We start from the raw sequence: 20,408 nt of genomic DNA on the forward strand, positions 1-20,408 counted from the left end.
GCGGCTACTGAGCGACGGCCAATTTCGCTTCCTTGGCCTGAAGCTCGGCAAGCATTTGCTCGTCCGTCTTCATGATGCCGAAGTCGAGCAGCATGTCCTCGAGCTCCTCCATGGTGATTGGGGTCGGGATGGTGCCCTGGCCCGAATTGACATGGATCTTCTCGGCCAACGCGCGGTACTCCCCTGCCTGTTTGGAGTCCGGCGCATACTGGATTACTGTCATCTTTCTCAGTTCGGCGTGCTGGACGATGTTGTCGCGGGGCACGAAGTGGATGAGCTTGGAATTGAGTCTGGCGGCCAGCGCCTCGGAGAGGTCGAGCTCGCGGTCGGTCTGTCGCTCATTGCAGATCAGCCCGCCGAGCCGCACGCCGCCCGAATGGGCGTATTTCAGGATACCCTTGGCGATGTTGTTGGCGGCATAGAGCGCCATCATCTCGCCGGACATGACGATGTAGATTTCCTGGGCCTTGTTTTCGCGGATCGGCATCGCAAAGCCGCCGCACACCACGTCGCCCAGCACGTCGTAGGAGACATAGTCGACATTATCATAGGCGCCGTTCTCCTCGAGGAAGTTGATCGAGGTGATGACGCCGCGGCCGGCGCAGCCGACACCCGGCTCGGGGCCGCCGGACTCCACGCACTTGATGTCTTTGTAGCCGATCTTGAGCACGTCCTGGAGTTCAAGGTCTTCCACAGAACCTTCTTGGGCGGCGAGATGCAGAACGGTATCCTGCGCCTTTGCGTTCAGGATCAGCCGGGTGGAGTCGGCTTTGGGGTCGCAGCCGACGATAAGGATTTTCTGTCCGAGGTCGACCAGGGCGGCTAGCGTATTTTGAGAGGTGGTGGACTTGCCGATGCCCCCCTTTCCGTAGAATGCGATCTGACGCAGACCTGACATGTTGCTTCCTTCCTTCTTTCCATCCATAGCGGTTACCGCGACTTCAATGCCGGTCGGCAGATCCCGCCGCCTCGCACCGATCGTTTCAAAACTCATGCCAATTCGGCCGGTTGGATCGAAGAAGAAATTTTATGATTGCTTTTCAGCTGTTTAACATTTGGCAAAAATATTAAATTGGCTAAATAAACTTGTGTCGCGGCCCTGACAAAGGCGACAGGAAATGTCGGATGGCGTTGAGTGAGACGTCGGCCGCGGAGCCCGGAAAGAAGCTAGTTGTCAAAATCTGATGGAGTAGATGCCCCCTCCCGACGCCATCGCAATGTGCCAGTTTGGTGATTGCCAGAATCGACCAAGACAGAGACGGCATCCATGGAAGTTACCATCATTGGAATCGATCTCGCAAAGCGGGTCTTCCAGGTTCACGGCGCGGCGGGTGACGGGAAGGTTGTCTTTCGCAAGAAGCTGTCGCGCGCAGTTGATGCCGTTTCTCGCCGGACAGCCCCGGTGCACGGTGGCGATGGAAGCGCGACCGCCCACGACTGGGGGCGTACGATCGGCGGGCTCGGGCATGCCGTCCGGCTCCTGCCGCCGGTCTATGTGAAGTCCTTTGTAAAGCGGCACGCGGAAGCGGCCCTCAGGCCGACAATGCGCTTCGTGGCTGTCAAAACCGAGGAGCAAGAGGCGCGGTCGATGATCTTCCGCACGCGCGACCTCTTGGTGCGGCCACCTCGCCGAAGCACGGGGTCGTCGCCCCACACGGCCCGGCCCACGTGAAGCGCCTTGCGGATGCAATCGAAGACGAGGAAGGCCTCATCCAGCCGATCGTCCGCGACGTTGGTCGTCTCTACCTCCAGCAGATCGCCATCTACAGCGAGAAGATCGCCGAGCTTGAGAAGACCCTCCCTTGGCTGTAGATCATCTGGGAGCTCGTCCCACTGGATTTGGCGCGCTGAAGGAGCGGGGATCAGCCAAATCCGCGAGCGTTCCAAGTGGATTCTGTCCACTCTATCTGAGTTTCAGCCATCTTGCCCTCCCGAGCATTCCTTAACCCGCCGCCGCATCAGACCGCTCCGCGTATCGGATTGACGACCTTGAGCCCGGCAAAGTCTCTTTCGTTATCCGTTACCAGCACGCACTCGTTCGCTCCGGCGACAGCGGCGATGATCATGTCGAGCCCGCTGCGCGGCTTGCCGGCCAGTTTTCCTCCTGCCATCAGCCGCGCCCAGATCAGCCCTGCCTTGTCGTCGAACGAGAGGATGCGGCCCGCAAACAGCGCCTGCGGCCCCTCAGGCCCAGAGAACCAGTTGTCGAGTGCGTCGCGTTTTTTCCCGCGCGGCCTCTCCAACCCTGCGAAGAATTTCCGCAACGGTCAGCGAAGCGATGGACAAATCCTCGTCACGCTGTCTCGACATCCATGCCAGGAGCGATTCCGAAGGCTGCGATTTGACGACATCGCTGATGATGTTGGTATCGAGGAGGTAGCGTGTCACAGGTCGATCTTCCGCCCCTTTCATGGGGGCGGGAAAGATCGAGGTCAACTCCCACGAGCGGCGAACGACGCAATGCGGCGAGAATCCCGCCAAGCTTGGGTGGCTCGCCGGCGATGGTCTGGCTGACAGCAGCGCGCAGGCTAGAGGCATCCGGTCCATCTTCGGCCAGGCGGCGAGCCAAAGATCGAATGAGGTCGCGATCGGCATCGCGGCCAAGCACCTCGAAGCGCGCCAAGCCGCGCTCGCTGAGGCGAGATCGATAGTGTTGAATGGCGCGTTTTTGCGAGCTGCTCATAGTTGCCTCCGACTACAACACACATAAATAATACATTCGACATACATCATAACTACAACAAGAAGGAACATACATATCTAAATAAAAAGACAGTCTTCATTTCTCATTTCCAGTAATATAACCAGAATACTGGGTTTGATCAGGGTGCAGGCAGTCCGGGCAGTGCTCTCTTTCGGTTGAATGGCATCGGTGGGGACGCGCGATATATGTTACGCGACGGTACTTTTTGACCAGCGTCGAGTTCTTGCGCTGACAAGAGAAATATCTCGGCGCCGACCAGAGGGCGTCGGCCCCAGGACGGGCGAGGCTCGTTCGGAGAACGGCGCGAAACAGGGATTGGTCGATTCGCGCGGCGATGATTGACCACAACGCCTGCTGGACGGGTTCCGCGTGCAGGTGCCCGTCGCTGCCTGCCTTGAAAAACTGTCAGAAAATCGCATACATTTCTGACAGGAGCATGGCCATGCAACGGTTGACCGAACAGATTCTTGCGCACGCGAAAGGGCTGCCAGAGGGCACGCCGGTCGCAGCTAAGAGCTTGCTTCACCTCGGGAATCGCGCCGCGGTGGATCAGGCATTGTGGCGTCTAGCCGAGCGGACGCAGTTGATCCGGGCGGGTCGCGGCGTCTATCTCCTTCCGGTCACGAGCAGGTTCGGCACCCGGGCTCCCTCCGTGGAGCAAGCGGTCGAGGCGCTTGCCAGCCAGCGCGGGGAGATCATCGTCACGAGTGGGGCCGTTGCCGCCAACACCCTCGGTCTCACGACACAGGTGCCGGTCCGGTCGGTCTATCTGACTTCCGGCCGCACCCGGAAGATGAGCCTCGGCAAGCAGGTCGTTGAGCTTCGCCACGCGCCTCGTTGGCAGCTCGCCATGGCGCATCGGCCCGCTGGCGAGGCGGTGCGAGCGTTGGCTTGGCTTGGGCCAGAGAAGGCTGAGGCCGCCCTCCAGACACTGAAGCGGAAACTCCCGCCGGGCGCCTTCAGCGAGTTGGTCGCGGTAGCGCCGCAGCTTCCGACCTGGATGGCGCGCAGCGTGGGCAAGGCCGCACATGGCTGATCCCTTTCTCCACCTCCCGATCGAGGATCGGCGGGAGGCGCTCGGCGTCGCGGCCGATCGGTCCGGCAGGCCGGCGCATCTCCTCGAGAAGGACGTGTGGGTGGTCTGGGCGCTCGCCACCTTTACGGCTCGGCGCTCGGCGAACATCTGGTGTTCAAGGGCGGCACGTCGCTGTCCAAAGCCTATCAGGTTATCCAGCGCTTTTCCGAGGACGTCGACCTAACATACGACATCCGGCCGATTGCACCCGACTTGGTGGGCGACGACGGCGAAGCGTTGCCGGAGACCCGTAGCGAGGAAAAACGCTGGTCCGGTGAGGTGCGTAAGCGCCTGCCCAATTGGGTTGAAGGAAGCGTTCAGCCGATCATCGCAGATGCGCTCGCGGCTGAAGCTTTGGCGGCCGCCATCCGCGTCGAGGGCGAGAAGCTGTTCATCGATTACGAAGCCGCGACGCCTGGCTACGGCTATGTGGCGCCGAGCGTGATGCTCGAATTCGGAGCACGATCGACGGGCGAGCCCGCGAGCTTGCGCGACATCGCCTGCGACGCGTCTGGCCTGGTCGAGGGCGTGACCTTTCCCATGGCTCGTCCACGCGTGATGCATGCGGAGCGAGCCTTCTGGGAGAAGGCGACGGCCATCCATGTCTTCTGCCTGCAGGAGCGCCGGCGCGGCGATCGCTTTGCTCGTCACTGGCACGATGTCGCGCGGTTGGACGAAACCGGTTTTACCCCGTCCGCCTTTGCTGATCGCGATCTGGCGAACGCAGCGGCGCGCCACAAGACCATGTTCTTCGCCGAGAAAGCGCCCGATCGAACGCCCATCGATTACGCGGCGGCTGTCAACGGCGGTCTGCGGCTTGTGCCCGCAGGCGATGGTCTGAAGGCGCTTGAAGAGGACTACGCCCGCATGGTCGACGACGGGCTTCTTCTGGAAGACGCGGAGCCTTTCGAAGCGCTGATGGCGCGATGTGCCGATATCGCCGAGCGAGCCAATTACATCCGCGAATAGAAAAAACTGGGGGGACGGCGCCGTGCGAATTTCGCGGATCAAAATTACAAACTTCGCCAATCGGCGCGCTGCGGGCGGGAATGCTCGATGCGCTGATGGCGGCAGAGCCAAGCCTCGCCGATCAGCGCGAACAGGTGGTGCGCATGTCGGCGGCGCTCGCTGTCGGCGGGCCGCTCGCCGACCTGGATCTGGCGAGCCTCGGTGGACGCGACGCGTCGCCTCTCCATGTTAATCTGTTGACGCCGCACTCGGCAAAGGGCTGCGAAGATGATGTCGTGATCATGGTGGGACTCGATCTGGGCGGTTTGCCCTGGCGCAACGAGCAGCCGGCGGCGCGACGCGAAAGCCGACGGCTGTTCTATGTTGGCCTGACGCGGGCCCGCGACGAGATCCATATGCTGTATTCCGGTTACGTCGATACCGGCCGCGGGCGAAGGTTCGGCACCCCCGTCCCGTGCAAGAGCGTAGCCGTCGACAAGTGTGGAGATCAGTTCCTTTGCATTGGGAAACCGTTATTTGAGGGTCGGGTCGAGCTTATCGCGCAACCAGTCGCCGAGGACGCTAACGGCAACGGCCGTCATGACAATGACGAGGCTTGGAGCGAGGAGCATCCAGGAGGCGCGGGTTATATACTCGCGGCCGGCCGCGACCATGACACCCAGACTGGTCATCGGCGGTTGAACGCCGAGGCCGAGGAAGGAGAGTCCGCTTTCCACCAGGACGATTTCCGGAAAGGTCACCGTCGCCGCCACGAGAAGCGTCGCCGCGCTGTTGGGCAGGATATGCCGCAGATAGACACGCAGCGGATGGGCGCCGAGCTGGCGCGTTGCGCTCGCATAGCCCTGCGCGCTGGCGGTGATTGCCAGTCCTCGTGCCAGCCGCGCATTCCGCTCCCAGCCATAAAGTCCCATCAGGGCGACGAACAGCGTCAGCGAATTACCGAAACAGGCGAGCATTGCCAGCGCCACGATTAGAAATGGTAGCGAAGCCTGTACGTCGATCATTAGCAGCAGGGCATGCTCGACGAGCCCGCGGAAATACGCGGCGATGAAGCCGATGCCGGTACCGACCAACACGCTGATCGCAGTGGCGCCGAAGGCGACCAGCAGGCTGGTGCGGATCGAGTAGAAAAGACGCGAGGCCACATCACGGCCCAGATCGTCGGTTCCCAGGGCATGTAGCATCGTTCCGCCAAAGCCGACGGGCGGCGTCAGGCGATGGCGCAGGTCGATAGAAATGATCTCATAAGGAGCGATTAGCGGCGCGGCGAGCGCCGTGAAGAGCATGAGGAGAACCCAGCCCACAGCAAGGAGTGTCGGCAGGTCCACCGTGCGAGGCGACGGACGGTTGGTTTCTACAGTGGCCGTTTTCATTGCGATCCTGAGTTTGTTCCACGCAAGCGCGGATCGAACACGCCATAAAGCAGGTCCATCAGCAGGTTGGCCGACGTCATGGTCAGCGCCACGAGAAGGAGGATGACCTGCACCACGGCGAGATCACGGTTCGCAACCGAAACCACCAGCAATTGGCCGATGCCGGGCCAGCCGAAGACGCTTTCCACCAGTACGGCACCCGCGACCTGCCCGCCGAGCATCAGACCGAACAGCGTCAGCACAGGAATGATCGCATTCGGAAAGGCATGGTGGCGAACCACCTGCCGCCACGTCACGCCCTTGGCGCTGGCCGCCACGATGTAGAGCTGCGACAGAACTTCGATCATGGCGCTACGCGTGAAGCGCGCGATAATGGCCGCCCCGCCCAAACCAAGCGTGAGCACCGGCAGTACGAAGCTTTCCGGCCGATCCGCGCCGCCGGACGGGAACAGGCCGAGCGTCACGGAAAAGATCAGGATCAGCAATAGCCCGAGCACGAAGCTTGGCACGGTGAAGCCGAACACGGTCAGCATCATCACCGATCGGTCGACCCAGGTGTCGCGATGCATGGCGGCGTAGGCGCCGACCGGAATGCCGATTAGCATCGTGAGCGCCAGTGCCGGCAGCATCAGCGCCAATGTCAGGGGCGCGCGCTCGAACACAAGCTGCAGGGCCGGTTTTCCAGCCAGCATGGAATTCCCGAAATCGCAGTGAAGTGCCGCCAGGACATAGCGGACATATTGCACATACAGAGGCTGATCGAGCCCCCAATGCCGGCGAAACGCCTCAAGATCCGGGGCGCGGGCGCTGGGACCGAGTATCTGCAGCGCCGGGTCTCCAGAGGCCCGCAGCACCACGAATGTAAAGGTCACTACGATCAGGATCGACAGGCCCGCACGCAGGAGCTTGGGGCCGGCGAAACGAAACACCGCACTCATCAATGCCTCACCACATGGCAGGCGACCTGCCGTTCCGGTCCTAGCGGCAGGAGTTCGGGCAGGCTCTGGCGGCACACATCGCGCGCAAGTGGACAGCGTGGATGAAACGGGCATCCGCAGGGACGATCGGTGGGGCTCGGCGGCTCGCCTGGCAACGCCACATAATGATCGAAGCCGCCCGGAAGCCTCGGCATGGCCGAGACGAGCGCCTGCGTATAGGGATGGGCGGGTTGATCGATAATGGCGTCGGCGCGCCCCTGCTCGACGACGCGGCCAAGATACATGACGACGATCCGGTCGCTGACATGGCGAACGACCCGCAAGTCATGGCTGATGAACAAGAGGCCGATCCCGAGCTCCTGCTGAAGATCCATGAGCAGATTGACGATTTGCGCCTGGACGGACAGGTCGAGCGCCGAGACCGGCTCATCGCAAACCAGAAGCGAGGGTTTTGGCGCGAGCGCCCGGGCAAGCACGACGCGTTGGCGCTGGCCGCCGGAAAGCTGATGCGGATAGAGCCTGCCATGGTCTTCGCCGAGGCCGACGCCGTGGAGAAGCTCGGCCACACGTTGCTTGCGGCTTGCCGGATCGCCAATCCCGTGAATCGCCAGCGGCTCGGCGATAAGAGCGCTGACAGTCATTCGGCGGTCAAGCGCTGCCAAGGTGTCCTGAAAGACCAGCTGCATCTGGCGCCGCTGCGCGCGCCACTTTTTGCTGTCGATGCGCGGCAGCGGAAAACCCTGAAACAGCACACCTCCGCTGTCCGGCGGCTCCAGACCGAGCGCAATACGGCCGGTGGTGGACTTGCCGCATCCGGATTCGCCGACAATGCCGGTCGTCCGGCCCATCTCGACATCCAGCGACACGCCATCGACTGCTACAAGATATTTCCGCGGTCCGTAGAGTGGCGAGCCGAGCGGAAAGCGACGGGTGATGTTGTTGAGACGCAGCAGGGTCATTGATACGTGCCGGCGTCCAAACGCAGGCAACGCACCGAATGCCGCGCGGCGACCTGCCGCGGTTCCGGTCGGCTCGTGCGACATACCGCGATCGCGTGCCGGCAGCGTGGCGCATAGGCGCATCCCGGCGGCAGATTGCGTTGTGGCGGCGCGCCGGCAATGGCGGTCAACCGCATGCGCGGACCGTGCGAGGGCGGAATGGCACCGATCAGGTCGCGTGTATAGGGGTGCTCCGGCGCGGTCAGAAGCGTGTGTTTCGGCGCCGTTTCGACGATCTGGCCCGCATACATGACGCATGCCCGGTCACAGACGGCCGCCACCGCGGCGAGATCATGGCTGATCATGACCAGCGCCATGCCTGTGTCGCGTTGAATATCTTTGAGCAGCAGCAGGATCTGCGCCTGCACGGTAGCGTCGAGCGCGGTCGTTGGCTCATCGGCGATCAGCAGTTCGGGCCGGCCGGCGAGCGCGATGGCAATCATCACCCGCTGGTTCTGGCCGCCCGACAGTTCGTGGGGGTACGCGTTGAGCCTGCTTGCCGCAGCGGCTATCCCGACCTGGTCGAGCAGGCGGCAGGCCTGGGCACGGGCGGCGGCACCGCTGAGGCCACGGTGCAGGCGAAGCGCTTCGGTGATCTGCGCGCCGATGCGATGCACCGGGTTCAGCGCGCTGGCCGGATCCTGGAAGATCATGGCAATGCGTCCGCCGCGCACCCGATCCAAAACGGATTGTCGTGCGCCCACAAGATCGAGATCACCAATCCTGGCCTCGCCCCCGATCTCGGCGGATTTCGGCAGCAGGCCAAGAACCGCCCGCCAAGTCACGGACTTGCCGCAGCCGGATTCGCCAACGATACCCAAGGCCTCGCCTTTGTTCACAGCGAGATCGACACCGTGCAGCACAGGCACATCGCCGAACGCCACCCTCAAGCCAGCAATGCTGATGGCAGGTTTGGTGGCGGAAGCCCCGATGCCATGAGCCGGCAACAGCGCGGCGCCCGCGCTGTTCTGGAAAGACTTATGCAGCATGGAACTCAGGCCACCGGCTCAGGCGGCATCTTCGGACCGAGATACATTTGCGGCAACGGGTTGGGCTGCCAGCTGACATCCGCCTTCTGCCCATAGATAAAGGGCATGGAGTGCAGCGGCGTGATGCAAGGGTCCTCGATCTCGACAATGTCCTGCATCCGTTTGAAGGCCGCCTGGCGCTTGGCGAGATCGGTCGTCGTTTCAAGCTCGTGACCGAGCGCGTTAAACTCGGCATTGGTCCAGCCACCTGTTGACTGGAGGTCATTGGTCGGACCGATAATCTGCCACAGCATGGAAACGGGATCGGCGTAGAAGGCGCCGCCGGACGTGTCATTGATGCCGCCAATGTCGCCGACCTGCGTCCAGTTTTCACACATGATCAGCTTGACGTTGATCCCGGCAGCCTTCCACATCTCGACAAGCGCCTGGTTCTCGGCGAGCTGCATCGGATAATAGGTGCCGACGGAAGGGTATGGGATTTCCTCGCCTCTGTAGGATGACTTGGCGAGCAGTTCCTTGACCTGCGCCGGATCATAGGACACCCCCTTGCGGTCGGGGTCGTTGATCTCGCCGAAGATCGGTAGCTGCCAGCTGGTCAGCGCTTTCGCCCGGCCGTCCCAGAGGCCGTCCGCCAGCGCACCGCGATCGATAGCGAGAGCGAGCGCGCGACGCAGATCGACATCTTTCAGGATGGGAGTCCTGAGCGGAGCAAATGTGAGAAAGCGGAACCACATGGCTTCGCCACCAACAATCGAGAGGCCGTTGACACCCTCAATTTCGGCAATGTGGTCCGGAGTGATGTCTGTGACGATATCGTAATCGCCCGACTTCAGTCCGGCGATGCGCGCGGCAATTTCCGGCAGCCGCTTGAAGCGGATCGAGGCAAATGGCGGCTGGCCTCCCCAATATTCGTCGTGCGCCACCAGTGTGATCTCGTCCCCATTGCGGACCTCGCCGATCTTGTAAGGGCCGGTGCCGATCGGCTTCGCCGCCCAGGCGTCATAGCTGCTGGCGCGAGCCCGTGCTCTGGCGCTGATGATCTGCGTGCCCCACGCGCCGAGCCGCTGGGCAAAGACCGAATCCTCTGTCCTGGTGATCAAACGGACAGTGCGATCATTGATCTTCCGCACATCGGCAAGCGAGGAGAGGAAGTTGGCAAACACGGCCGCGCCCGGCGCATTTTCGCCACGCAGTCGATCCGGCCCGAGCGAGAAGACAACGTCATCCGCCGTCATTGTGGAACCGTCATGAAACTTCACATTGTCGCGCAACCTGATCTCATGGATCGTGGCGTCAATTTGCTTCAATGATGTCGCGAGCGCGAAATTCAGGCGAAAATTGTCGTTGTAGTCGGTCCGTAAAAGCTGATCGAAAATGCTGTATTGCACCCGCCAGGAAACGTTGGCGATGGAGGAGCCGTCCACCGGTTCCAGAATTGTCCGCAGGTCCTGAACGGCAATATTGAGGTTCGGCCGCCGGCCGGTTGCCGCCATGATCGTGTTCGGCAATGCTATTGCGCCAGCCGCCATGGCGGTCATGCCGAGAAATCTGCGACGTGTCGTTTGCATATCAAAATCCCCTCTCTTTCAGTCGGGATGACAATCGGAGCGAATGAAATCCGCTCCCGAGACGGGATGAGACATAGCGCGGTTATGTGACGGTTTTTTGCAGGTTTGAGACGGATTGTGTTGGTTATTGAAATCAAATGGAAAAAAATGTTTCACGGTTGGGGCAGCCGTGCGGGCTGAAAGAGGAGGATCAAGTAGAGACCAGTGCGGGGTTGTGACGGTTTTGCGGATATAGAACTTCAACACCGGCGGCTTCGATCTTGTCCAGCATGTCCGATGCAGGCCTCCGGTCGGTGATGATCGCGGTAATCGCCGAATGGGGCAGGATGCGGTAGCGCGCCGACAAGCCGAATTTGCTGTGATCGGCGAGAATGACGATTTTCCGCGCTTGCTCGCAGAGCGTCGCAGCAAGCTCCTGTCCGACCTGTTCATGGTCGAAGACGCCATTCGGATGCACCGCATTGACGCCGATAAATGCGATGTCGATCTGCTGTTCGCGGAGTGTACGCAAGGCGGTGAATCCGGTTACGGTCCGGAAATCGACATTGAAATCGCCCCCCAGCATGACAACGCGATGCCGATAGCCTTCGGCCGCGGCGATGGCAGTATCGACCATGTTGGTGACGACGCGCATTTCCGGGAGGGCCGATATGCGGCTGGCCAACGACAGAATGGTGCTGCCGCCCCCGAAGAAGAGATTCTGACCGGGCTTCAGAAGACCCAGGGCGATCTCAGCGATGGTGCTTTTTTCCGCGCGCTCGGAAACAGCTCGCGATGAGATGGCCAGCAGCTTTGGCTGTTGCGTTGCGACCGCGCCACCATGGACCCGTGCGACCAAGCCATCCTGCTCGAGCCGTTTGATATCCCGCCGCGCAGTCTCTTCTGAAATATTAAACCGCTGCATCAAATCTCGGATGCGCACTTCGCCATTCGCCTGGATGATTTCAACGAGCCTTTTATGACGATTGTAACTTAGCGACATGCTTCTCTCTCTCGCGGCATTCGAAAAAAGACTATTCAGTTCGCTGCGCAAATGTCACGTCAGGGCGTCACTCTCAGAGGCCGTTGAGCGGCTTAAGGTGCGCCGAAGAGCTTTTGCCAGCCTTTCGTTTTCCGTCCGACTTCGAACCGTCAGGCGCAGATATCGATCTGCGTCGTTCATGGCTTGATAGCCGCATTCTCTTACGAGGACGGATTCGAACAGAACGAGGCGGCGCTTGAGCTCGGCAGCGGATACCGAATTTTCAGGCAGCCGGCACAAGATGAAATTCGTTTGCGAAGGTACGACGTCGAAGCCCGGTACCGTCCGCAGCTCCTCGATGAACAGCTCTCTATCTTCTCGCAACATCTCTAGACTGTGTTCCAGTTCCTCTGCGAATTCGGGAAGCAGGAACAGTGTGTATTCCGCAATACCGTTAATGTTCCACAGCGGCAGTTTCCGGCGCACAGCGGCAACGAGCGCGGGATCGCCAGCCATGAGGTAGGCGAGCCGGATTCCTCCAAGTCCGAAGACCTTTCCAAGGCTCTTCACCACGATCAAATTGGCACGGGACGGCACCAGAGTCTCAACGCTGTTTGATCGGCCATCAGCGGGGAAATCAATGAACGATTCATCCACGATCAGCCGCCGCCCTAGAGATCCTAGGGCCTCCGCCAGCCATGCCACGTCAGCATGATCGACAAGTCGACCGGTCGGATTGTTTGGATTTACAACGATTGCCGTATCCGCGCCTGTCGCCAGTACGAATTCCAGGAAAGCTCGAACGTCGAGATCGAAATAGGGCGGGGTGAGGACGAAGTTGTTCTTTTGTTCGTCATCGAGTGGTGTTTGAAAGCCGGCGAACGTCGGCACGGGAATCGCGATTGTGGGGTTCAGCGTTGAATAGAGCGCCTGGATGAGATCGGTCACCCCGTTTCCGACTGCAATAAAGTCCGGCTGCTGCGAGGTCATCGTGCCAACAACTGAAGCGATATCGATCTGCTGAGAGGGATAGCATGTCAACACGCCTTCGAGCCTCGCCGCCAGCCGATCGTAAAAAGTCTTGGGAGGGAAGCGGGTATTGCAAAGAAGCATGTGCTCGGCGATTGGCTTGCGCCAATAACCTCCGACGCTCGTTTCCAGACGCCGCAGCACGTTCTCCTTGTCACACCGAAATTCCGCGATGGATGCGTCGACACCGTCGCAAATATCGAGCAGGTTGGAGCCAACATTCAGCACATTGTCAGGCAACGCTACGTCCAGCTGGGACAGGCCCGCGACCAACGTACTCAAGGCCTGATGCAGAGATGCCGCGGCGCGGCTTTCGGCCAGAAGATTGCGTAGAACATCAGCACTCAATCGACAAATCCCGGTCGGAGCGTCGGGCCGCCAAGCGGAGCCGCGCAAACCTTTGTTGACATCGATACCGTCAAGAACCTCACTGTCGAAAAGCGGCGTTCCCCATATCAGGAGAGTATCGCCATCATGTTGGCGGAACTTCTCAATGAGATCGCCGTCATGCGCGTCGTGCCACGAAAGCGTATTTGTGCTGTCCTGCAGGCGGAACCCATCGAATGTGCCGCTGCTCAAATTTTCAACGAGAGTGACATCTTCAATGCCGTTTTCGACACAGGCGTTGACGAGACGGTCCAAGAGCAGCTGACCGTTGATAGGAACCAACGGTGCATCGTAGCTGCCACTCCACAGATGTATTTTTGGCCCTGCGAAATCGAGGATAAAAATAGCGCGGGTCGTATCGGCCATCTCGGACTCCTTTCTTCTGAAGGAAGCAAAAAGCGCGCGTAGAAGCGCCCATTCCCAAAATCAAAACGACCCACTGGCGCTCGAAGTATCCCGTGATGCGTTCATACCGGCGTCATCCGAAGCCTATAGGGGGCTTTGGTTTCGATCGGTCTCTTCCAGGTGCAACATGACCCACACCAATCCATCCAGGCCTACCGCTCGTTTTCAGACGCCTGCCTCGATAAAGCCGCGCGCTCCTACGAAAGCGATTCTGATCCTCATGGACGGCGTAAGCGCGGACTATTTCGAAAAGCACAAACATCGGTTGCCGACGCTTCTTCGTTTGGCAGGAGACGGTCTGTCCATCACTCGCCTGCGCTCAACGGTGCCGGGAACGTCGATGCCGGGGCGCGCAAGCATGCTAACCGGCGCGGCGCCTCAAGCGAACGGGATCTACGGAAACCACATTGTGCGAGATGGCTCGTTTGTCTGCGCCGACGCGTCTGATCTGCGGGTTCCGACCATTGCAAAGCTTGCCAAAAATAGCGGGCTTGATGTCGCGTCCATCGGCGCTGGGTTGATCGACCCAGCCGATTGCGATGTCTTCGTGCCGGCCTGGTGGGAACGAGGGTTTCTCCAGGGAAGCCGGTCATTTAAGAGCCTGCCCGAAAACCGCATCGCTCGCTCGCGGATGATCAAAGATCCAAATGGACGGTTGCGAGCCGCCGGCGTGCTCGATCTCTTCGGCTTCCCGTCCAGTAGTGACACCGTTGCGAGCACTCCTCTCGTTGCGGGCCTGGCCGCGGATCATCTCATGATCGGGGCTGCAGGAGCGCTGGCTTGCTCGGAGAACCCGCCTGATCTCATTTTGACCGAGATCGACATGACGGATTCGATTCAGCATCAGTTCGGATACGAAAGCGAGGCGGCACATTGGTCTATCGCCGCGGCCGACATGATGATTGGCGCTCTCATCGAAGGACTGAGGCGAGTCGGGCGGGAAGACGATTACGCGATCGTAGTCGCAAGTGACCATGGACATAGCGCCGTCCACACAACCATTTATCCGGATGCGATCATCCCTGACTTGCTTTGGGAAAGTGAAGGAGCGACGCTCCATGTCCTGGTTGACGGAGCTCATGACCGCAGAATCGCAGACGGACTGTTGGCGCGCTTCCAAGTGGAGCCGTGGTCGAGCGACCATGTTCCGGTAAATGAACGTGATTGCATAGCGACCTATGTCGCACCTCCTGGACACTCCTTCGAGGAGACCGTTGGAGACACGCAAGAAGCTGGCCCGACGGGCAGACCTCGATACTTGTCCACCCACGGTTTTCGACCGGGCAGCGCGGAGGACGATCGGATATGCCTGTTGAGCATCCCTGGAATGCAACCTTGCAATATTGCCTGGGGCTCCGCTGAAGAGTTCACGCCAACCATTGCTCAGATCTTGGGATTGTCGGACGCCCCGTTTTCGGCAAAGGGTCTTCTGTAAAATGCCCGCAAGCGACCGCCTGCGGGCTCGCATATTCGTCATGAGAATACCTCTTTGAAGAATATCCCAAGGTTGGCCAACAGCCAGAACTTCCGGCCAAACGAGTCTGAAGGATTTCGTCGTCCGGCCTCGAACCAACGCCGCAAAGCAGCAGGATCGAACAAATCTCCCAGTGGAGAGTCCTTATCAAACAGCAGCCTTCGATATTCCGTTGCTCCCTCGCCAACGGCCCACTGACCCAGTGGCAGCGAAAATCCCATCTTTTTGCGAGATAGAACAGATCTGGGCAAGACGCTCCGGTATTCCCTTCTTAAGGGGAATTTTGAGACATCGAGACGCTCGCTGAAGGAAGCAACCGGATGCCACAGTGCCTGGACCGAAGCGATTGGAGACCTCCACCTCAACCGCTGTGAGCCGGGCATCGCCATTGCGGCGGTAACGAGCTGGTGATCGGTATAAGGAACGCGAGCCTCAAGCCCGGCTGCCATTGTGGTGTTGTCAACCATTTCCAGCAATGCGGGCAAATGCGTAGAGACGAGAACATATGAGATCTTGCTAAAGAAATCTCCGCCGGCCTCTGCAAATTGAGTCGAGAAGTGATCGAACAGAGCCATCTCGTGCTCCCTTCGTATCCGGCCATCGATAGCAAGCGAGCGGATTTCATCGGTCGGGAAGTAGCTGTAGCGCTCCAGGAAGAACTGCAGCTGACTGCAATGGACGCCGAGTCCGAGGCGTCGGCGTGCGATCTGGGCAAGAGCAGGTGGCAATGCGGCGATGATCTTGCTTCGATTGTAATCATACGGCGTACGGAACAATCGGCTGTAGCCAGCAAAAATCTCATCGGCACCCTCGCCGGTGAGGACGACCTTATGCTCCTTCGAAATCGCCTTTGCGAGCGTAAACATTGCGGTTTCGTTATGCATCCCAAGCGGATGTCCGCGCAGGCGCACCAGCTCCGCTACGGCGTTGACATCGGATGGTTCTCCAATCGGGACGACCCGGTGAGTGAGCCCGAATTCTGCTGCGACCTCCATCGCATAGGCCGTCTCGTCATAATCGGCGGGCTCGACCTTGCCGGTATAGCAGGATCGGACGGATTTGGGAGCGGGTGGACGCCTCATAGGCGAGGATGCTCGAGTCAAGTCCACCGGACAACAATGCGGCGACCGGTACGTCAGACACCAGCTGACGTTCGACGGCGCTTCCAAATAGTCTCCTTATGTCGGAATAGTCCGGCTTCGATCGCGAAATGCGCTCCGACAGATTCCACCAACGTTCGGACGTGTGTCGCCCATTCCTTATTGCGAGGAGATGGCCGGGCTCCAACTTGGAAATCCCGGCAAACAGCGTTCTGGCGCCGACAACCGCGCGATAGGAAAGAAAACTGAGCGCGCCGATGATGTCGGGTCCACGCATCACGCCCGGCCAACGAATGAGAGCGTTCGGCTGCGACGCAAAGAGAAGGCCAACATCGCAAATCGTGTAGTAGAGGGGTTTTACCCCCAAACGATCGCGGGCGATGAGAACAAGCGATTTCCGTGGATCGAAAAGCGCGAAGGCAAATATCCCGTCAAGACGATTTAAGAATGACTTTCCCCAAGCAATATAGCTAAGAATTAGAACCTCGGTGTCGGACACCGTCGAGAAGGAAAAACCCATATCCCTCAATTCAGCTCTAATTTCCCGATAGTTGAATATCTCGCCGTTGTACGTCACCACCACTCCGGTATTGTCATCGCGATAGGGCTGATTGGCGCGAGAATGAGCGTCGACAATCGATAGCCGTCGATGCGCGAATGCGACCGATTGATCAATGTATAGGCCGCTGGCATCAGGCCCGCGATGAGCGAGAGCCTCAGCGCAACGCTCAACGGCCTCAGCACAAACGGGTGTTCCCTCGTTTTTGAGGACTATCCCAAAGATTCCGCACATTGGGGTCGCTCTCTTGGCACGAATAACGCCAACTACGTGCTCGGCTTTTCGCCGATCATCTGGATGCAGCCATCGCCGAACCAGAAGCGGGCCAGCGGGTGGTCATAATGACGGTACATCGGAGCGAGAAAGCGTCGAAGATTATGGAAATTTTTTGTATACCTTGAGATCCTGCGGATCTTCTCGAAGCCGCACTCGCCATACCAGCCTCGGATTTGCACCTCTGTGAATGCGAACCCGTGATAGGTCGGCGCCTGGAAACGATCCCGGATCGTCACGAACAAATCATCATCAAAAAGACTCCGAAAGAATTCGTTTTCGCCAGGTATATATTCTTCCTCTTCGCCGTCCTTTATTCGCAACAGCCAGTTGATGGCTTCGCGTGCGGTGGATGCATCCAGATTGTCAATGGAACTGCGGAATTGTTCGTCGCTTTGGTAGAGTTCTCGCAAGTGATTGATGCATCGGTAAATGACGCCGTTGGCGGTACCCATAATCGTCAAAAAGAAGCTGCCGCCGGGGCGGGTTACACGGGCAAGCTCTTCAAAGCCTTTTTTCGGATTGCTGGTGTGCGGCAAAACCCCTGCGCAATGGACAAAATCGAAACTGAAGTCGTCAAACGGCAGATCGAGCACACTGCCAGCGACCAGTTCCGAGCGCGGCCCAAATCGGCTGAGCCGTTTGCGCGCGCAATCCATCCAATCATTGCTCAATTCAAGCGAAACAACGTTTCGTGCCCCCTTGTCGAGAAACGCATAGGACGCATTCGCGTTGGAGCCGCAGCCCGCGTCCAGGACATCAAGACCGCGGAAGCTACCGGTAGGCAGGCCGAAATATTCCTCCTCGATTAGAGAGACCAACCTGTCGAATATGTGGTCGTCATTCTCCTGCTGGCGCTGGTAGCGATCAAAGACGGTGCGAGTTTCGGCCTCGAAAGAGTTTTCCATGTATTCTCTTCCCTATAGCTACAAACTGATTCACTTTGTGAGTAAGGCGACAGATCCAGCTGCGGCGAGTGTAAGGTTACCCAAGCGCAACGCACTGCCGGTACCTGGAAATTTGAAATTTGAAAGATGCAGGAGCGACAGCACAAACCCTGCACCGATCAATAGGTTGCCCAGGCCTTGCACCGGCAAGTGATGGTCGGCGACGAAGAGGAACGCCAACACGAAGAGATTATTGTTCAACGGCAATCCTCTGCCGAATCCGTCAGCGTCCAGTCCGAACGTCGAAAAATAGCTGAGGCGCAGAGCCCCTGACAGGATGAGGCAGTTGGCAGCCAACAATGCGGGAACGGAGAACGCGTTGAAGGACAAAATCAGAACCGCTGGAAAGACGGCTGCGTAGACCAAATCAAGCAGCCCGTCCAACGCGCCACCCAGCTGTGCCATCAAAGCGGACCGGTTCGGGGAACTCTTCGCGACCATGCCGTCGGCATCATCTGCCAAAAGAGCCCACAAGCCGAAACAGATGCCAATCTCGAAGCGCCCGATCAAAGCAAAGTAGATCGCCGTGGTGGCCAAGATCAGCCCAAGGGCCGTAATGGCATTTGCAGCGTCGAACAGATAGCGGATCATCCTCCTACCCCCGCCACGGCGGCCGGCGCGTCGGCACTATGCCTGTGAGGTCGCTCGAAGGCGAAAATCCTTTCCGCTACCCGCAGGTCCTGTTCACTGTCGATCTCGTACCATCGCAAATCGTCACATCGCGCCGCGGCGAGTTGCAGTCCGCGCTGCTCGATGAGATGCGCGAGCAGCTCCTCGGTATAGGTTTTGATTGCGCCCGAGCCGATCAGGTCGTGGAGGACCGGGACGATCACCGTTTGGAGTTCGGCGCCAGAGAACCGGATGAGGTTCATCATCTTGAAGAGCACCGGTGTGCCTGATGCCAGATTTGCCGCCGTCTGCTTCAACCGGACTTCGGATATGAAGCCGTCGCTGGAAAGGACGGCCGCGGATCCTTCCATGGATGGATCGAAGGGCGCGACCGCAGCGGCATTGGGCGCCTCGACCCTGATCAGGTGGCGCAGTGCATCTTCTTCGAAGAAGACGTCACCTTCGAGGAGATAACAGTCGCCGGAAAGAAGCGCGTCGCGTGCCAGCCAGAGCGAGTACGCGCTCCCTGTCTTGTCGAAGACCGAGGACTCGACATAGTTGATGTCAAGTCTGCCGAAGCGTTCGCCACACGCATGGCGAATAGCATCCTTGCGATAGCCGACAACAATCGTCACCTCTTCAACTCCCACCGTCTGAAGGTTCCACAGTGCATTGTGAAGTATCGGTGTGAGTTGACTTCGACGAGGGGCTTGGGACACAGATCGGTCAGCGGACGCAGGCGAGAGCCGAAGCCGGCAGCGAGAATGACGGCTTTCCTGGGAGCAGCGGGAGGCATCTCATTCACCTCTTTCGTTTTGTTGCGGTGTCATTTCCAGGCGTTGAGGAATTCGACGAGCCGGGCCAGGCCGGTCGCGAGTTTTTCAGGTGGAATTCCATAGGACAGGCGCAGGCCGGCGGGGTCACCGAACGCGGTGCCCGACACCGCTGCGACGCCAGCTTCGGCAAGCAGAGCCGTCACGATATCGTCGGCTGTCGTTGAGGTGCCGTCTTCCGATCCCGGTCGCAGCAGACGGGAAAGGTCGAGATAGAAATAGAAGCCGCCTTGCGCCCTGGCGACTGGGACACGCGTCAACGAAGCAAGCACGTCAAGACCCACCCGTCTGGCGCTTGTCAGGCGTGAACGCAGCTTGCCTTCATAGTCCGATCCATCCCTTTGCAAATGGGCGAGCACCGCGTGCTGGGCAATTACGTTTGGATTCGAAGTGGTGTGCGATTGCAGGGCCTTGACGGCGTTGATCACCTCTTTTGGACCCGCCAGATAACCGATGCGCCAGCCGGTCAATGCCAGCGATTTGCTGAAGGAGTTGACGATCAGCGCGCGTGCTCGAATTTCGGGAGCGACCGAGACGATCGGATGGTGGGTATGATCCCCATGCACGAAGTCGCCATAGCACTCGTCGAAAATGATCCACAGGTTGCAGCTGACCGCCAATTGAGCGATGGCCATCATGGTCTCAACATCGTAAACCGCACCGGCCGGATTGCTGGGCGTGTTGATGACGATCGCCCGCGTGTGCTCAGTGACCGCGTCCTTGATGTGCTCGGGGCGCGGGACGTAACCATTGGATCTGGTGTCGATGAAGACTGGTGTGCCGCCGGCGATTAGCACCTGGGCCGGAATCGTTGTCCAGTAAGGCGCCGGGATGATGACCTCGTCGCCCGGGTTTAGCAGCACCATTGCGGCATTGAACAAGGCCTGCTTCGCTCCGGACGTCACGGCAACTTCCTCGGCCTTCCAGATCTGTCCGGTATCGATGGAGATGATCTTCCGCGCCAGTGCCTCGCGCAGCTCCACCATGCCAACCGTATCGGTATAGCGATTGACGCCCTTATTGATGGCATCGATCGCGCCGTCGCGAATCGTGGGAGCAAGCTCGCTCCAGATCTCGCCGGCGGTGAGATCGATGATCTCCTTGCCAGCATCGGCCGCCGCTTTTGCGGCAGCGCGCGCCGCGGCGGTACCCGATGTGCCAAACAGGTTTGTCCGATGCGCAAGCATGTGCGCTCCCGTTTTCGTTTTGCTTTTCAA

At 59.5% G+C, this 20,408-nt stretch carries 16 protein-coding genes and 6 pseudogenes; 6 read left to right on the plus strand and 16 right to left on the minus strand.

The window, feature by feature from the left end; translation table 11 throughout:
* Window positions 1-4: 4 nt before the first annotated feature.
* On the minus strand, window positions 5-898 hold the full coding sequence (nifH, locus tag AC1RZR_RS34695; RefSeq protein WP_006331760.1) for a nitrogenase iron protein: 894 nt from the start codon (window positions 896-898) through the stop codon (window positions 5-7).
* 369 nt (window positions 899-1,267) lie between these two features.
* Between nifH and AC1RZR_RS34700 the strand changes: the two are divergent.
* Together AC1RZR_RS34700 and AC1RZR_RS34705 are read left to right on the plus strand one after the other, a co-directional pair.
* Window positions 1,268-1,621 (plus strand): annotated as a pseudogene (locus tag AC1RZR_RS34700) (IS110 family transposase); the annotation flags it as partial.
* A gap of 47 nt (window positions 1,622-1,668) precedes the next feature.
* The gene (locus AC1RZR_RS34705) at window positions 1,669-1,812 is read left to right on the plus strand and encodes a hypothetical protein (protein ID WP_157385576.1); all 144 of its coding nucleotides are present in this window, start codon (window positions 1,669-1,671) and stop codon (window positions 1,810-1,812) included.
* A gap of 146 nt (window positions 1,813-1,958) precedes the next feature.
* Here AC1RZR_RS34705 and AC1RZR_RS34710 read toward each other — a convergent pair.
* Together AC1RZR_RS34710 and AC1RZR_RS34715 are read right to left on the minus strand one after the other, a co-directional pair.
* Window positions 1,959-2,388: pseudogene (locus AC1RZR_RS34710) on the minus strand (PIN domain-containing protein).
* Window positions 2,385-2,683 (minus strand): annotated as a pseudogene (locus AC1RZR_RS34715) (hypothetical protein). The pseudogenes AC1RZR_RS34710 and AC1RZR_RS34715 overlap by 4 nt, the downstream one beginning before the upstream one ends.
* 463 nt (window positions 2,684-3,146) lie before the next feature.
* On the opposite strand from AC1RZR_RS34715, the gene AC1RZR_RS34720 reads away from it, so the two are divergent.
* The 3 genes and pseudogenes from AC1RZR_RS34720 to AC1RZR_RS34730 all read left to right on the plus strand — a co-directional run.
* Entirely contained in the window at window positions 3,147-3,740 is a 594-nt protein-coding gene (locus AC1RZR_RS34720) for a DUF6088 family protein (RefSeq protein WP_481829217.1), read from the plus strand.
* Window positions 3,733-4,748, plus strand: a pseudogene (locus AC1RZR_RS34725) (nucleotidyl transferase AbiEii/AbiGii toxin family protein). The gene AC1RZR_RS34720 and the pseudogene AC1RZR_RS34725 overlap by 8 nt, the downstream one beginning before the upstream one ends.
* 59 nt (window positions 4,749-4,807) lie before the next feature.
* Window positions 4,808-5,182, plus strand: a pseudogene (locus tag AC1RZR_RS34730) (3'-5' exonuclease); the annotation flags it as partial.
* Between the two features lie 78 nt (window positions 5,183-5,260).
* Here AC1RZR_RS34730 and AC1RZR_RS34735 read toward each other — a convergent pair.
* The 7 genes from AC1RZR_RS34735 to AC1RZR_RS34765 form a co-directional block, all read right to left on the minus strand.
* On the minus strand, window positions 5,261-6,121 hold the full coding sequence (locus tag AC1RZR_RS34735) for an ABC transporter permease (protein WP_481829218.1): 861 nt from the start codon (window positions 6,119-6,121) through the stop codon (window positions 5,261-5,263).
* On the minus strand, window positions 6,118-7,059 hold the full coding sequence (locus AC1RZR_RS34740; RefSeq protein ID WP_172352467.1) for an ABC transporter permease: 942 nt from the start codon (window positions 7,057-7,059) through the stop codon (window positions 6,118-6,120). The genes AC1RZR_RS34735 and AC1RZR_RS34740 overlap by 4 nt, the downstream gene beginning before the upstream one ends.
* On the minus strand, window positions 7,059-8,018 hold the full coding sequence (locus tag AC1RZR_RS34745) for an ABC transporter ATP-binding protein (RefSeq protein ID WP_481829219.1): 960 nt from the start codon (window positions 8,016-8,018) through the stop codon (window positions 7,059-7,061). The genes AC1RZR_RS34740 and AC1RZR_RS34745 overlap by 1 nt, the downstream gene beginning before the upstream one ends.
* Window positions 8,015-9,046: an ABC transporter ATP-binding protein gene (locus AC1RZR_RS34750; protein WP_172352468.1), complete on the minus strand. Its 1,032-nt coding sequence runs from the start codon at window positions 9,044-9,046 to the stop codon at window positions 8,015-8,017. Before AC1RZR_RS34750 ends, AC1RZR_RS34745 begins: the two co-directional genes overlap by 4 nt.
* Window positions 9,047-9,051: 5 nt before the next feature.
* Window positions 9,052-10,614, minus strand: a complete 1,563-nt coding sequence (locus AC1RZR_RS34755) for an ABC transporter substrate-binding protein (RefSeq protein ID WP_481829220.1) — start codon at window positions 10,612-10,614, stop codon at window positions 9,052-9,054.
* Between the two features lie 190 nt (window positions 10,615-10,804).
* On the minus strand, window positions 10,805-11,596 hold the full coding sequence (locus AC1RZR_RS34760) for a DeoR/GlpR family DNA-binding transcription regulator (RefSeq protein ID WP_006333816.1): 792 nt from the start codon (window positions 11,594-11,596) through the stop codon (window positions 10,805-10,807).
* Window positions 11,597-11,650: 54 nt separating this feature from the next.
* Window positions 11,651-13,357 (minus strand): pyridoxal phosphate-dependent aminotransferase, encoded by a 1,707-nt coding sequence (locus AC1RZR_RS34765; RefSeq protein ID WP_481829221.1) that lies wholly within the window; start codon window positions 13,355-13,357, stop codon window positions 11,651-11,653.
* A gap of 166 nt (window positions 13,358-13,523) precedes the next feature.
* Between AC1RZR_RS34765 and AC1RZR_RS34770 the strand changes: the two genes are divergently transcribed.
* Window positions 13,524-14,831 (plus strand): alkaline phosphatase family protein, encoded by a 1,308-nt coding sequence (locus tag AC1RZR_RS34770; RefSeq protein WP_172374776.1) that lies wholly within the window; start codon window positions 13,524-13,526, stop codon window positions 14,829-14,831.
* 38 nt (window positions 14,832-14,869) lie between these two features.
* Here the strand turns inward: AC1RZR_RS34770 and AC1RZR_RS34775 are convergent, their stop codons facing one another.
* The 6 genes and pseudogenes from AC1RZR_RS34775 to AC1RZR_RS34800 all read right to left on the minus strand — a co-directional run bounded on the left by AC1RZR_RS34775 (window position 14,870) and on the right by AC1RZR_RS34800 (window position 20,378).
* On the minus strand, window positions 14,870-15,865 hold the full coding sequence (locus tag AC1RZR_RS34775) for an asparagine synthase-related protein (RefSeq protein ID WP_481829222.1): 996 nt from the start codon (window positions 15,863-15,865) through the stop codon (window positions 14,870-14,872).
* 16 nt (window positions 15,866-15,881) lie between these two features.
* On the minus strand, window positions 15,882-16,763 hold the full coding sequence (asnB, locus tag AC1RZR_RS34780; protein ID WP_481829223.1) for an asparagine synthase (glutamine-hydrolyzing): 882 nt from the start codon (window positions 16,761-16,763) through the stop codon (window positions 15,882-15,884).
* A gap of 32 nt (window positions 16,764-16,795) precedes the next feature.
* Window positions 16,796-17,710 carry a class I SAM-dependent methyltransferase gene (locus AC1RZR_RS34785; protein WP_481829224.1) on the minus strand — a complete coding sequence of 305 codons (915 nt, stop codon included), beginning with the start codon at window positions 17,708-17,710 and terminating at the stop codon, window positions 16,796-16,798.
* 30 nt (window positions 17,711-17,740) lie between these two features.
* Complete coding sequence (locus AC1RZR_RS34790) at window positions 17,741-18,340, minus strand: CDP-alcohol phosphatidyltransferase family protein (protein WP_481829225.1); 600 nt, start codon at window positions 18,338-18,340, stop codon at window positions 17,741-17,743.
* Window positions 18,337-19,154 (minus strand): annotated as a pseudogene (locus AC1RZR_RS34795) (phosphocholine cytidylyltransferase family protein). The gene AC1RZR_RS34790 and the pseudogene AC1RZR_RS34795 overlap by 4 nt, the downstream one beginning before the upstream one ends.
* 30 nt (window positions 19,155-19,184) lie before the next feature.
* A complete protein-coding gene (locus tag AC1RZR_RS34800) occupies window positions 19,185-20,378 on the minus strand; it encodes an aminotransferase class I/II-fold pyridoxal phosphate-dependent enzyme (protein WP_481829226.1) in 1,194 nt (397 codons plus the stop codon).
* Between the last annotated feature and the right edge of the window lie 30 nt (window positions 20,379-20,408).

This window comes from Mesorhizobium bavaricum, from assembly GCF_056781655.1.